Origin of the sequence: Achromobacter spanius, assembly GCF_003994415.1 — a bacterium.
In the GTDB taxonomy this organism is placed as follows: domain Bacteria; phylum Pseudomonadota; class Gammaproteobacteria; order Burkholderiales; family Burkholderiaceae_B; genus Achromobacter; species Achromobacter spanius_C.
Window position 1 is genome coordinate 2393383 of record NZ_CP034689.1, and the last position, 12775, is coordinate 2406157.

At 64.7% G+C, this 12775-nt stretch carries 11 protein-coding genes; 5 read left to right on the top strand and 6 right to left on the bottom strand.

Annotation, left to right across the window (positions count from 1 at the left end; all coding sequences use genetic code 11):
* Positions 1 to 43 precede the first annotated feature (43 nt).
* Positions 44 to 757 (top strand): metallophosphoesterase, encoded by a 714-nt coding sequence (locus ELS24_RS11135; protein ID WP_050450085.1) that lies wholly within the window; start codon positions 44 to 46, stop codon positions 755 to 757.
* Positions 758 to 820: 63 nt separating this feature from the next.
* Here ELS24_RS11135 and ELS24_RS11140 read toward each other — a convergent pair whose 3' ends face one another.
* Both ELS24_RS11140 and ELS24_RS11145 read right to left on the bottom strand, forming a co-directional pair.
* Complete coding sequence (locus ELS24_RS11140; protein ID WP_127184136.1) at positions 821 to 3481, bottom strand: PBP1A family penicillin-binding protein; 2661 nt, start codon at positions 3479 to 3481, stop codon at positions 821 to 823.
* A 261-nt stretch (positions 3482 to 3742) separates the two neighbouring features.
* Positions 3743 to 4561: an AraC family transcriptional regulator gene (locus ELS24_RS11145; protein WP_127184137.1), complete on the bottom strand. Its 819-nt coding sequence runs from the start codon at positions 4559 to 4561 to the stop codon at positions 3743 to 3745.
* Positions 4562 to 4726: 165 nt separating this feature from the next.
* On the opposite strand from ELS24_RS11145, the gene ELS24_RS11150 reads away from it, so the two are divergent.
* Together ELS24_RS11150 and ELS24_RS11155 are read left to right on the top strand one after the other, a co-directional pair.
* A complete protein-coding gene (locus ELS24_RS11150; RefSeq protein ID WP_127184138.1) occupies positions 4727 to 5968 on the top strand; it encodes an MFS transporter in 1242 nt (413 codons plus the stop codon).
* Positions 5969 to 6392: 424 nt separating this feature from the next.
* Positions 6393 to 7634, top strand: coding sequence for a GGDEF domain-containing protein (locus ELS24_RS11155; RefSeq protein ID WP_127184139.1), 1242 nt, complete (start codon positions 6393 to 6395; stop codon positions 7632 to 7634).
* Here ELS24_RS11155 and ELS24_RS11160 read toward each other — a convergent pair.
* Positions 7631 to 9547, bottom strand: coding sequence for a S9 family peptidase (locus ELS24_RS11160; protein WP_370641208.1), 1917 nt, complete (start codon positions 9545 to 9547; stop codon positions 7631 to 7633). The genes ELS24_RS11155 and ELS24_RS11160 overlap by 4 nt on opposite strands.
* A gap of 137 nt (positions 9548 to 9684) precedes the next feature.
* On the opposite strand from ELS24_RS11160, the gene ELS24_RS11165 reads away from it, so the two are divergent.
* A complete protein-coding gene (locus ELS24_RS11165) occupies positions 9685 to 10140 on the top strand; it encodes a BPTD_2524 family lipoprotein (protein WP_050450079.1) in 456 nt (151 codons plus the stop codon).
* Positions 10141 to 10179: 39 nt separating this feature from the next.
* Here ELS24_RS11165 and ELS24_RS11170 read toward each other — a convergent pair whose 3' ends face one another.
* Positions 10180 to 10596: a PaaI family thioesterase gene (locus ELS24_RS11170; protein ID WP_050450078.1), complete on the bottom strand. Its 417-nt coding sequence runs from the start codon at positions 10594 to 10596 to the stop codon at positions 10180 to 10182.
* A 117-nt stretch (positions 10597 to 10713) separates the two neighbouring features.
* Between ELS24_RS11170 and dinB the strand changes: the two genes are divergently transcribed.
* Positions 10714 to 11796, top strand: coding sequence for a DNA polymerase IV (gene dinB, locus ELS24_RS11175; protein WP_127184140.1), 1083 nt, complete (start codon positions 10714 to 10716; stop codon positions 11794 to 11796).
* A 12-nt stretch (positions 11797 to 11808) separates the two neighbouring features.
* Here dinB and ELS24_RS11180 read toward each other — a convergent pair whose 3' ends face one another.
* Positions 11809 to 12270, bottom strand: coding sequence for a GatB/YqeY domain-containing protein (locus ELS24_RS11180; RefSeq protein WP_050450076.1), 462 nt, complete (start codon positions 12268 to 12270; stop codon positions 11809 to 11811).
* Positions 12271 to 12320: 50 nt separating this feature from the next.
* The gene (locus tag ELS24_RS11185) at positions 12321 to 12761 is read right to left on the bottom strand and encodes a hypothetical protein (protein ID WP_050450075.1); all 441 of its coding nucleotides are present in this window, start codon (positions 12759 to 12761) and stop codon (positions 12321 to 12323) included.
* Positions 12762 to 12775 lie beyond the last annotated feature (14 nt).

The window sequence follows — 12775 nt, forward strand, 5'->3', positions numbered from 1 at the left end:
AAGGGACGGTTCATGTCCCCTCAACCGCTTGTCGAGAATCATCATGGAGCAGCGTTTTGTGAAAGTACCGCGCAACGAGCTGGGCCGCGATTTTGCGGTGGGCGACGTGCACGGGCATTTTTCACGTTTACAGGAAAGCTTGGACCGGCTGGGTTTCGACCCCGCCCGTGACCGGCTGTTCTCGGTGGGCGACCTGGTCGACCGTGGGCCGGAATGCGAGGCAGCGCTGGACTGGCTGGCCCGCCCGTGGTTCTACGCGGTGCAGGGCAACCACGAGGACTATGCGATCCGCCATGTACGCACGGGGCAGGTGGACGTGAAGAACTGGCGTGGCTATGGCGGCGGCTGGTTCCTGGACCTGCCCGCGGATCGGCAGGCGGTGTTTGCCGAGGCCTTTGCGCAACTGCCTATCGCGATCGAAGTCGAAACGTCCGAGGGCGCGGTCGGCTTGCTGCATGCGGATTGCCCGGTGCTGTTCTGGCCCCGCCTGGAATTTGCGTTGCAGGATCGCTACAAGCGCACCAGCGCGGCCTGCCAATGGTCGCGCGAGCGGCTGCGGCAGATGAACCGAACGGGCATCCAGGGTGTGCGCGCGGTGGTGGCCGGGCATACGCCGGTGGCCTCGCCCTTGGCCTTGGGCAATGTCTATCACATCGATACCGAAGGTTGGCGCGCGGGCTACTTCACCTTCCTGGACCTGGAGTCGCTGTCGGCATGGCCGTGCGAGGTGGTGACGGAGCTGGTGGTGGAAGCGTAGGGCTACCCCTGAAACGAAGACGGGCGCCGTAGAGGCGCCCGTTGGCATTTCAAGACCCGAGGATCAGAGCGGCCGGGCGACGACGGCGCTGGACGGGGTGATGGCGCTGGCGCTGGCCGCGCCGCCGTCGGCACCATTGATCGGCGTGGCCACGGGTACGCCCGCAGCCGGTACGCCTGAAGCCGAAGCCCCCGCAACTGGTATGCCCGCCGTCGGGACCGCCGGCAGTGCATTGCCGGCGCTGGGCGCCGGGATAGGCTGTAGCGGCGCCTGGATGGGGCTGTTCAAGCTAGGCGGCGGCACGGCGCTGCCGGGGGCCGGCAACGGCTTTACCGAGGTGTCCACGCCGTCGGTGCTGAGGTTGTTGTTCAGGAAGTCGGTCAGTTCATCCCCGGAAGACAGGTCCAGCGACGCCACGGCCTGGCCGGGCGGGAACTCCGAGAAATAGTATTCGCCGTTATCCACCAGCAGGCCGTCGGGACGTGGCGCCGGCTTGACTTCGGGCACGCCCTTCAACACCGGCTGCATGTAGTCCAGCCAGGTGCTCAGCGCCAGGCCGCTGCCAAACTCGTTGGTGCCCAGCGATTTGGGCTGGTCAAAACCCATCCAGACGGTCGTGGCCAGATCGGGCGTGAAGCCCGAGAACCAGACGTCCACCGCGTCGTTGGTGGTGCCGGTTTTGCCGCCCACGTCGTTGCGTTTGAGCACCTGGTGCGCGCGCGCGGCCGTGCCGTTGGTGGTGACGCCTCGCAGGATGTCGTCCATGACCCAGGCGGTGCGCGGGTCGATGGCGCGCGCCGTTTCGTCGCCCGCCTTGACCGGTTGCGCCTGCATCAGCACCTTGCCCGAGCGGTCCGTAACGTGATCCACCAGATACGGCGTGACGCGGTAGCCGCCGTTGGCAAACACCCCATAGCCGTTGACCACTTGCAGCGGGGTGGCGCCGCCCGCGCCCAGCGCCAGCGGCAGCACGGCCGGCCAGCGCGACTTGTCGAAACCGAAGCGGGTCAGGTAGTCCTGTGCGTATTGTGGGGAAATGGCCTGCAGGATGCGGATCGACACCATGTTCTTGGACCGGTACAGCCCCTGGCGAAACGTCAGCATGGGTTCGTACTTGTTGCCGTCGTTCTTGGGCTGCCAATCCTTCGAGCCGGTCTGGGCGGCGGTCAGCATGAAGGGCTGGTCGGAAATCTGCGTGGCGGGCGTGAAGCCGCGTTCCAGCGCCGCGGCGTAGACGAAGGGCTTGATATTGGAACCGGGCTGGCGCCAGGCTTGGGTCACGCGGTTGAAGCTGCCGCGGTGGTAGTCGAAGCCGCCGATCATGGCGCGGATGGCGCCATCCTGCGGCGCCATGGACACCAGCGCCGCCTGCAGCGTCGGCATGTTGATGATTTCCCAGCCGTCGCCGTCCTTGCCGCCGGTCTTGTGGATGTAGACGACCGAGCCGCGGCGGATGCGCTGGCTGTCGCTGGCCTTGGGGTTCAGGGCGCGCGCCACCACGGCCAGCGCCTTCTTGTCTGAAATGGTGATGATGTCGCGCGCGCTGCGGGCAACCTTGACCTCGGTGGGGCTGGCTGACAGCACCACGGCCGTCAGCAGGTCGTCGCTGTCGGGCGTGGTGTCCTGCACGCCGTCCAGAATGTCATCCAGCGCCTGCGGATCGCTTTCAACGTCATCGGGCAGGTCGATCTGGTCTTCCGGGCCGGGGTAGACGGCGCGGCGCGTGTAGTCCAGCACGCCATCGCGTACCGCGCGGTAAGCGGCCTCCTGGGCCTTGGAATCGATGGTTGTGTAGACGTCGATGCCCTTGGAATAGGTGTCTTCCTGGAACACGCCATACATCAGTTGGCGCGCCAGTTCCGACGGGTAATCTCCATGCACGGCGAAGCCGCGCGCGCTGGTGCCGTCGGCGCCACGGATGGTCAACTGCTGTTGCAAGGCCTGGTCGGCCTGCTCAGGCGTCAGGTAGCCCAGCGTCTTCATGCGGCCCAGCACATAGTGCTGGCGAATTTCGGCGCGCGGGAAGTTGGTGATGGGGTTGAAGCGCGATGGGGCCTTGGGAATGCCGGCCAGCATGGCGGCTTCGGCCGGCGTCACTTCCGACAGCGGCTTGCCGAAATAGGTGCGCGACGCGGCGGCGAAGCCGTAGGCGCGGTGGCCCAGGTAGATCTGGTTCATGTAGAGCTCCAGGATCTGGTCCTTGGTGAGCTCGTTCTCAATCTTGAACGTCAGCAGCAGTTCGTAGAACTTGCGCGAATAGGTCTTTTCCGACGACAGGTAGAAGTTGCGCGCCACCTGCATGGTAATGGTGCTGCCGCCCTGCGACTTCGACCCCTTGACCACGTTGGTCAGCACGGCGCGCGCCACGCCCATCCAGTCGACGCCGCCGTGGCTGTAGAAGCGGTCGTCTTCGGCCGCCAGCACGGCCTGGCGCATGACGGGGGGAATCTCGTCAAAGCGCAGCACGTTGCGGTGCTCTTCGCCGTATTCACCGATCAGCACTTTGTCGGCGGTGTAGATGCGCAGCGGCACCCGTGGCCGGTAGTCGGTCATGGCGTGCAGGTCGGGCAGGGCGGGCCAGGTCAGCGCCAGCGCCAGTCCAAGCGCAAGCGCGCCGCAGGCGCCGACGCAGGCTGCGGCGATGCCCGTTTTGACCAGGATGCGTTTCCAGGGAAGGCCCGATTTGCCGCCCGGGGTGGCGGAGGATTGCTGGGGGGTGCTCATTGCAGGCGATTCTAGGACAGAACGCTATAGACCGGCCAGGGTGCAATAAGGTTTCGGTAACCAAACTTGCCCGAGCCGGGGGGTGGCGTGTGCCAGGTAATTTGAGGGACGTGGTCCAGGATACGCAGAGAAGGGCCTTGCGCGCGGGGGCAATGGGAAATGTGCGGCGAAATGCGCTGTGAACCGCGCTATGAAATGTATTTCGCGCGGTGACAAACGGCAAGACTGGTTGCAAGCGTTTGTCGCGATCAGCCCAATTGTTCAGCTTCCATTCAGCGTTGACGCGTTGCGCTGATAGCGTTGTGGCGGCGCGCCCAGCGCGCGGTGAAACATGGCGCTGAACGCGCTGGGGCTGCGGTAGCCCAGGTCGGCGGCGATGCGCGCCACCGGCTCTCCCAGCGACAGCCTGCACATGGCATCCGCCAGGCGCACCTGCTGCACCCACTGCCGATAGTTCAGCCCCAGCTCGGCCTGGAACAGCCGGATCAAGGTCCGGGCGCTGGCGCCGACTTCGCTGCCCCAGGCTTCGATACCGTGTTGCAGGCCTGGCTGGGCCAGAATGGCCGAGCAGATGGTTTGCAGGCGGCGGTCACGCGGCCAGGGAATCTGGACGGGCACCACGCGGGCCGCCATCAGTTCCGTCAGGATCAGCGCGGCAATCTGCTCGCTGCGGCCGCCCAGCGGGTAGTCGATGGGTTCGGCGGTCAGCGCCAGGATCAGCTCGCGCAGCAGGGCGCTGACTTCAATCACCTGGCACTGTTGCCAGTATCTGGCTGCGGCATCAGCCTGGATGTAGAGCGAGCGCATGGCCACCGTGCCCACCATTTCCACGCCGTGCGGCACACCGGCCGGCACCCAGAGCGCGCGCAGGGGCGGCAGCGCCCAGAAACCGCTGGGCGTGGTGACGCGCATGACACCTTCGGCCGCATAGATCAATTGCGCGCGCGGGTGGGAATGCGCGCCGGTCTGCGCACCCGCCCGAAATTCCTTGGCCATCGCGGTGACCACCCGCGGGCGGTCCTGGTAGTCCTGGGCATTTACGCTGCGCGAAAGGTCTGGCGGAGGCAGGCGGATGGGCATGATGTCACTTCCGACGAAAGGAGTAGGGCGAAGTTGAACGCGCAATGCCGCTATTTTGTCACTTAGGCGACGAATATTGGCAGATCGTATCCATGGCGCGTTTTTACACTGTGGGCTGGTCCTGGCGGTTGGCCGGGCATACCCCTCTTTCCCTTCCGCATAACCATGACTTCCGTCCAGAACCCCGTTGCCGGCATCTCTGACGCCAACCTGCCCGCACCCGCCGCCGCCGCCCCGTCGACCGCCTTCAAAGTGCTGGGCGCGATCAGCGTGGCGCATTTGATGAACGACATGATCCAGTCGATCCTGTTGGCCATCTACCCCATGCTGAAGGATTCGTTCAGCCTGTCTTTTGCTCAGATCGGGCTGATCACCTTGGTGTATCAACTGGCGGCATCGTTGCTGCAACCGTTCATCGGCTTTTATACGGACCGTCATCCCAAGCCGTATTCCTTGCCGGTGGGCATGGGGTTTACCTTGCTGGGCCTGCTGCTGCTGTCGGTGGCGCCGTCGTTCGGCTGGCTGCTGGTGGCGGCGGTGCTGGTGGGCACGGGGTCGTCGGTATTCCATCCGGAATCATCGCGGGTGGCGCGCATGGCCTCGGGCGGGCGGCATGGCCTGGCACAGTCCTTGTTTCAGGTGGGCGGCAATGTGGGGTCGGCGTTGGGGCCGCTATTGGCGGCGCTGTTCATCATTCCGCATGGGCAGCGCAGCGTGGCCTGGTTTTCCTTGGCGGCCTTGTTCGGCATCGTGGTGCTGACGGGCATCGGCCGTTGGTATAGCGCCAACCGCATCAGCCTGAAGCCGCGCGCGCGCCGCGATGGGGACGGCAATGGCCTGACGCCCAAGCAGGTGACGGGCGCGCTGGCCGTGTTGGGCGTGCTGGTGTTTTCCAAATACTTCTATCTGGCCAGCCTGAACAGCTATTTCACTTTTTATTTGATCGACAAATTCGGCCTGTCGGTGCGCGAGGCGCAGCTCTACCTGTTTCTGTTCCTGGCCGCGGTCGCGGTGGGCACGGTGGTGGGCGGCCCCGTCGGCGACCGCATCGGCCGCAAGATCGTGATCTGGGTGTCCATCCTGGGCGTGGCGCCGTTCACCCTGCTATTGCCGTACGCCAACCTGTTCTGGACAGCCGCGCTGGTGGTGATTATCGGCATGGTGCTGGCGTCGGCATTTTCGGCCATCGTGGTGTACGCGCAGGAACTGGTGCCGGGTAAGGTAGGCATGATTGCCGGGCTGTTCTTCGGCTTTGCGTTCGGCATGGGCGGGGTGGGCGCCGCCGCGCTGGGCAAGCTGGCTGACGCCACCAGCATCGGCTATGTGTACCAGGTGTGCGCCTACCTGCCGTTGTTGGGCGTGGTGGCGATTTTGCTGCCGAATGTGGAAAAACGGTCGACACGGTAAAAATAGTCTTATCCGCGGGGCACACTACCAAAGCATGGTTGCCCCCACCGCGCACTAGCCCTTATGGACGACTATGAAGGGCGGCCCATAATAATTAATCTAGGGCCTGCCCGTGGCTCATGCCAATGGCGGACGGCAGCAACGTTTTAACTGTCAAATACTGCAAACGTTCAACCGGGCGCCGCGGCCTTGGCGTATTCTGCGTGCTTACCGCGCAATCGTCTTGGCGCGGGAGGTAAAGGTTCCGGACAAATTGTGCCCTCGCTACGACGCTTGACCGTCTTGCGGGGATAGCGCCCTTTTGTTCGTCTGGTAACAAAAAGCATCAAGCATGCTGACGTGTAACGCGTTTCCACTTACGAACCCAGTGCAACAGCAGGTCAGAAGCGACGGCGCATGCCCACAAGGCGGCCCGGCAAAAACCATGACGACTTCCTTGTTCTTCCTGATGTGGGGGCTGGCCACGGCCTTGGCTTTACCGCTGCTGCTGCCGTTTCAGGCGCGCGGGGTGCGTGGTATCCGCATGTTCATTGCCGCGAACGGTTTGGCGGTGCTGTCTTTGCTGGCCGTTGCCGCCGCCAGCCTCATTCCGCCTGGCGTCTCCGTCATCGTGTCCAACGCGGCGTGGGTGGGCGCCATCAGCCTGGTCTACGTGGGCGTGCGCCAATTCTTTTCGCTGCGCCCGCATAGTCTGCGCACGGCGGGAATCAGTGCGCTGTGTGTGCTGGGTTTTGCGCTGCTGTGGTTCGGCACGGATGATCTGACCAGCCGCATGCTGCTGTATTCCGGCTTTACCTGTGCCAGCGCGCTGATGACGGGGCGGGTGGTCTTTCAGCAGCGCAAGCAGATCCGCACGCGCGGCGTGGTGCTGTATCTGATGTTGTCCATTTTTGCACTGGCCGTGCTGCATGGGCTGCGCGTGCTGGTTTATGGCGCGGGCTGGGTGGCGCCGGTATCGTTGACGGAGCCGTCGCCGTGGGCCTTGTTCTTCATCGTATGCGGGTCGGTCACCGTGCCCGCCCTGTTTCTGGCGCTGCTGTTGCTGGTGCAGACCCGCTTGTCCGAGCAGATGCAGGCGGCGCTGACCTTTGACGGCCTGACGCAGGTGCATTCCCGCCGCAGCATCCTGGATGAACTCGAACGCGAACTGCAACGCTGCGGGCGTTCGGGCGGGCCCCTGGCGGTGCTGGTGCTGGACATCGACCATTTCAAATCCATCAACGACCGCTATGGCCATGCGGCCGGCGACACGGCGCTGCGCCATTTCGCCAAGGTGGCGCAGAACGCGGTGCGCGCCACCGACCGTGTCGGCCGATTGGGAGGCGAAGAATTCGTGCTGCTGATGGTGGACTGCGACCCCGCGCGCGCGCTGGTGCATGCACAGCGCGTGTGCGATGCGCTGCGCGACACGCCGCTATACCTGCAGGGGGTGGAAGTGCCCATGACCGCCAGCGGCGGCCTGGCTTCTTATCAGGATGGCGATAGCGCCGACGTGATCCTGGCACGCGCCGACGTGGCGCTGTACCGCGCCAAGGAGCAAGGGCGCGACCGGGTGGAAATGGCGTTCGGGGGGCGCGCCCCAAGCCGCATGCAGGTGAGCAGCCTGATGGGGATGGCGCCAGCGGCGAATGGGCCGCTGGTGACTCAGGAAGGCGCCGGACGTTAAGGCTTGAGGTGCTGCGTCAGGAACTTTTCCATGGCTTCGTAGAACTCGAACTTGTTCTCGTCGTTGTGGAAGCCGTGGCCTTCGTTGTCCTTGACCATGTACTCCACCTCAACGCCGCGCGCCCTTAACGCGGCCACCATCTGGTCGCTTTCGTCTTTGTTGACACGCGGGTCCTTGGCGCCTTGCGCCACGAACAGCGGCGTCTTGATCTTGTCCGCATGCAGCGCGGGCGAGGTCGCGGCCAGCCGGTCCTTGTCGCGTTCGGGGTGGCCGACCATGTCCTGCATCTTGTCCAGCATGGGCTTCCAGTACGGCGGAATCGACTTCATGAACGTGAACAGGTTTGACACGCCCACGTAGTCCACCGCCGCGGCGTACAGGTCCGGCGTGAAGGCCACGCCGGCAAGCGTGGCGTAGCCGCCGTAGCTGGCGCCGTAGATGCCGATGCGCTTGGGGTCGGCAATGCCCTGCTTGATCAGCCACTGCACGCCATCGGTGATGTCGTCCTGCATCTTCAGGCCCCATTGCCCGAAGCTGGCTTCCCAGAAGGCGCGGCCATAACCGGTCGAGCCGCGGAAGTTCATTTGCAGCACGCAGAAGCCGCGGTTGGCCAGGAATTGCGTTTCGGGGTTATAGCCCCAGCCGTCGCGCGCCCAGGGGCCGCCGTGCGGGTTGACGATGCAAGGCAGGTTCTTGGGGTCGCGGCCGGCGGGCAGCGTCAGGTAACCGTGGATGGTCAGCCCGTCGCGGCTTTGGTAGCTGATGGGCCGCACGTGCGACATGTCGCTTTCCGGAATGGCCGGGTTGATGTCGGCCAGCTTGGTCAGCGTGTCGGAGGTGGCGTCGTACAGATAACGCGAGCCCGGCGTGCGGTCGTTGTAGGCGGCGACGATGAACACGTTTTCGTCACGGTTGGAGCCTTGCAGCGCGATCTCGTAGCCCGGCAGCTTTTCCGTCAGCGTCTTGAACAAGGCTTCGGACTGCGCATCGAAGAACTTGAATTGCGGCTTGTCGGTCTGGTAGGCCGCCAGGGTCAGCACGCGGCGCTTGCGCGAGTAACCCGCGCCGTCCAGGTCGACGGTGTCGGGGGTGAAGATCTCTTCTTCGGCGTCGGGGCGCGCCGGGTCGATGACCACCAGCGACAGCTTGTCGCGACCGCGGTTGCTGAGCGCGTAGATCTTCTTGTCGTCGAACGTGAAGAAGGACGGGCTGACGTTGGTGCGGTAGTCGGTGGTGATCAGCGGGCGGAATTCCGAGGCTTCGTCGTCGCGGTAGAGCAGGGTGGTGTTCAGGCCGTCGCTGGTGACGGCGGCGCGCACCTTGCCCGCGTGGTCGGTCTGCCAGCCAACGATGTTGCCCGGGTTCTGCGCCACCAGCACGGCCGCGCCGGTGTGGACGTTGACGCGGTAGACGTCAAAGACCTCGGGATTGCGCTGGTTGTGGCTGATCAGGACGTGATCGGGGTCGTCTTCGAGATCGTCTTCGATGCTGGCGCGCGCGCCGTCATACGGGGTCAGGTCGGTGATCTTGCCGGTCTTGGCGTTGACGGCCAGCACGTGGTAGTTCTCGTCGCCGCCAAAATCCTTTTGATAGAGCACCACGTCGGCGCCCTTCCAGAAATAGTTGGAGATGTCGCGGGCGGTTTCGCTGGTGAGGCGGCGGGGTTCGCCCACCAGTTTGCTGCCTTGCAGCGCCTGCACATAAATGTTCATGCGGGCCGGCTGGCCGTCCACGCTGGTGGGCTGCATGAAGCCCAGCGTGCGGCCGTCGTCGGCCAGGCGGAAGAAGCCGCGTTCCGGATTGCGGAAAAAGTCCTTGAGGGGATAGGCGCGGGGCGGCGGCTGGGTGGCGCAGGCGCCCAGCGTGGTGCCGACGATGCCGGCCATGCTGGCGGCCAGGACGGTGCGCGTCATGAATGAAAACAAGGCAAGACCTCCGCGTTTTGGATGCGGTTGATAATGCCATAGTCGCGCGGACGGTGTCGAACCGGCCCCACTTATGCCGCTGTGCGGTTTGCGGGATAATCGCGGCAGTTCATCTGGAGAATTACATGGTCAGGAATTTGGTCGCGGCATCGGCGCTGGCGCTGGGCCTTGCGGGTTGCTCGCTGGGCATCTCGTCGGACAGCGCGTCGCCGCACAGCGAATTCAAGGCGCCGGTTGCGTTCAAGGACGCTTACGCCGCGGTGATCCGGCAGTCGAACAACTGCCTGCGCAGCACCGACAACGCCTATCGCGTGGTGTCCGATCTGAACGAGGCGGCGCAGACGGGCGTGGTGCGCGTGCTGGCGCCGTATAGCGACAACGTCATGTCGCGGGTCGACCTGAAGGCCGCTGGCCCGAAGAGCACCGACGTGCGCATCGTGATGTGGGGCAAGGGCACCTGGGACGCGGCGGCAATGCGCGCGATGCAAGACGCCATCTACTACAGCATCACGTCGTGCAGCAGCTACATGCCGCTGGACCCGCGCACGCCCGTCAAGCCTTCACGCGACCTGCCGGACTAAGCCCCGGCGCCGAGGGCGGGGGGGCTGGTCAGAAACTCGTCAGTCGCCGCCCGGGCGGCGGCGCACGATCTTGAACGTGGCAGTGGCGCGCGCCACCAGTTCGCCATCAGCACGGCGGATGTCGCCTTCACAGAAGGCGATGGACCCGCCGCGGCGCAGGCAGCGCGCTTCAATGACCAGGTCGCCCGTGCCGGGCGACAGGAACGTGGTGTTCATGTCGATGGTGGCCATGCCTTCGGTGGCGTCGGCCGACCCGCGCGCCGCCGCGCTAAGCGTGAAGTCCAGCACGCTCATGAGCGTGCCGCCATGCACATCGCCCCGGCTGTTGGTCAGGTCCTGGCGCCAGGGCAGCGTGGTGCGGGCGAAGCCCGGCGCGATGCTTTCGGGCACCAGGCCAATGAAGTGCATGAAGGGGATCGTCAGGCCGAAGTAGTCGGTGGAAGCGGTTGCGGTCATGGAAGGTGGGTGGGTAGGCAGTGGGTAAGCGATTCAGCCGGTCATAATATATTTTTTTGCAGTGCCCGCCAGCGTCCGCCAGCACGACGCGTTGGCGGCCACCTGGTCTTCATCGGAATGTCTGAACTCTTGCGCAAGATCGTGCACGTGGATATGGATGCGTTTTATGCGTCCGTCGAACAGCGCGACAACCCCGAGCTGCGTGGCAAGCCCGTCGTTGTGGCGTGGACCGGGCCGCGCTCGGTCGTGTGCGCCGCGTCTTACGAGGCGCGGCGCTTCGGCATCCATTCCGCCATGTCCGCCATCCGCGCCGAACGCCTTTGCCCGCACGCCATCTATGTGCCGCCGGACTTCAACCGATACCGCGACGTGTCGCGCCAGATCCGGCAGATCTTCGCCCGCCATACCGATTTGATCGAACCGCTGTCGCTGGACGAGGCCTATCTGGATGTGACCCAGAACAAATACGGGTTGCCCTCGGCAACCGAGGTGGCGCAAGTCATCCGCCAGCAGATCAAGGAAGAAACGGGCCTGACCGCGTCGGCCGGCATTGCGCCCAACAAGTTCCTGGCCAAGATCGCGTCAGACTGGAACAAGCCCGACGGCCAGTTCGTCATTCGGCCCACCAAGGTGCTGGAATTCTTGCAGCCCTTGCCGGTGCGCAAGGTGCCAGGGGTGGGCAAGGTGACGCAGGCGCGCCTGGAGCAATTGGGCATTCAGACGGTGGGCGACCTGGCCACGCACAGCGTGGAAGAGCTGTCGCATTATTTCGGCCGTTACGGCAGACGCCTGTACGAGCTGGCGCGTGGCATCGATGAACGCCAGGTTCAGACCGACCAGCCCTTGCAGCAGGTGTCGGCGGAGACCACGTTTTCGGAAGATATCCGCCTGAACGCCTTGGGCGACGCCATCGACCGCATGGCGGACAAGGTCTGGGATCAGGCTTTGAAGAAGGGCGCGCTGGGGCGCACGGTGGTGCTCAAGCTGAAGACCGACCGGTTTCGCATCCTGACGCGCAGCCAGACCAGCTTGAACCCGCCCGGTTCGGCGGCCGAACTGGCCTCGGTGGCCAAGCTGCTGTGCGAGCGTGTGGAACTGCCGCCGGAAACGCTGTACCGGCTGGCAGGAGTGGGGATGAGCAATTTTGCCGACCCCGCCGAACAGGCGCGCCAGCCAGATCTGTTTGGCGGCGCGTTCTGAGCGGTGGCGGGATCAGGCCAGGCGGGCCTTGACCTGCTGCGACAGCGCCGTCATGTCGGCGCGGCCAGCCAGCGCCTGCTTCAACAGCGCCATGACCTTGCCCATGGCGGGCGCGCCGGTCACGCCTTGCGCGGCCACTTCGGCCAGGGCGGCGTCGATGGCGGCGGCCACTTCTTCAGGCGTGGCGGCTTGCGGCAAGAATTCTTGCAGCACCAGCAGTTCGGCCTTTTCCTGTTCCGCCGTTTCGGTGCGGCCGGCCTGTTCAAACGCGGCGATGGACTCGCGGCGCTGCTTGACCTGCTTTTCGATGATGGCGGTGATTTCGGCGTCGTTCAGCTCGCGGCGTTCGTCCACTTCTTTCTGTTTGACGGCAGCCAACAGGAAACGCAGCGTGGTCAGGCGTTCCGAGGCCTTGGCGCGCATGGCGTCCTTGACGGCATCAGAGAGGCGGGTCTTGAGCGTAGCAGTGCTCATAAGTGAACCTTTTGGGTGGTGTTGCGGCAATCCGCAAGTGTAAATCGGGTTTACTTCAGCCGGGTCAGGTCGCCGCGCAGCGCCACGCCCGCCACGACCGCGCCAGCATGGCATTCGTAGTCGGTCTTGCTGCTGTATTCTTTTTTGCGATAGTAGCTGACGATATTCGTGACGGCGTTGGCGTTGGCCTTCTTGGCGGCTTCATGCAGCGCGATCACCGCCGATTGGGCCACCCACAGGCAGGCGTCCGCGTCTTTCTTGGCAAAGGCGTTGGTCTTGCGGTTGGTGACCACGCCCGCTTCCAGCACCTGGCCTTTCGGGCCGGTGCCCGCCAGGTAGAACTTCACGCTGCCGTCGATCTTGCCCGCCGCCAGCGCGGCGTCGATGGCGGGTTGCAGGGGCAGGAATACGGTGCGATCCGCCGCCACCGCGTGAGCGGAGCAGGCGAGCGACAGGGACAGGGCGCCAAACAGCTTGTAGGTGATCTTCATGACGAGCGTTTCCG

What these genes read in the sequence shown, in the direction of transcription:
- ELS24_RS11165 (WP_050450079.1), top strand. Translation starts at nt 9,685, where the DNA reads ATGGTCAGGAATTTGGTCGCGGCATCGGCGCTGGCGCTGGGCCTTGCG.
- ELS24_RS11185 (WP_050450075.1), bottom strand. Translation starts at nt 12,761, where the DNA reads ATGAAGATCACCTACAAGCTGTTTGGCGCCCTGTCCCTGTCGCTCGCC.
- ELS24_RS11145 (WP_127184137.1), bottom strand. Translation starts at nt 4,561, where the DNA reads ATGCCCATCCGCCTGCCTCCGCCAGACCTTTCGCGCAGCGTAAATGCC.
- dinB (WP_127184140.1), top strand. Translation starts at nt 10,714, where the DNA reads ATGTCTGAACTCTTGCGCAAGATCGTGCACGTGGATATGGATGCGTTT.
- ELS24_RS11140 (WP_127184136.1), bottom strand. Translation starts at nt 3,481, where the DNA reads ATGAGCACCCCCCAGCAATCCTCCGCCACCCCGGGCGGCAAATCGGGC.
- ELS24_RS11160 (WP_370641208.1), bottom strand. Translation starts at nt 9,547, where the DNA reads ATGACGCGCACCGTCCTGGCCGCCAGCATGGCCGGCATCGTCGGCACC.
- ELS24_RS11135 (WP_050450085.1), top strand. Translation starts at nt 44, where the DNA reads ATGGAGCAGCGTTTTGTGAAAGTACCGCGCAACGAGCTGGGCCGCGAT.
- ELS24_RS11170 (WP_050450078.1), bottom strand. Translation starts at nt 10,596, where the DNA reads ATGACCGCAACCGCTTCCACCGACTACTTCGGCCTGACGATCCCCTTC.
- ELS24_RS11150 (WP_127184138.1), top strand. Translation starts at nt 4,727, where the DNA reads ATGACTTCCGTCCAGAACCCCGTTGCCGGCATCTCTGACGCCAACCTG.
- ELS24_RS11155 (WP_127184139.1), top strand. Translation starts at nt 6,393, where the DNA reads ATGACGACTTCCTTGTTCTTCCTGATGTGGGGGCTGGCCACGGCCTTG.
- ELS24_RS11180 (WP_050450076.1), bottom strand. Translation starts at nt 12,270, where the DNA reads ATGAGCACTGCTACGCTCAAGACCCGCCTCTCTGATGCCGTCAAGGAC.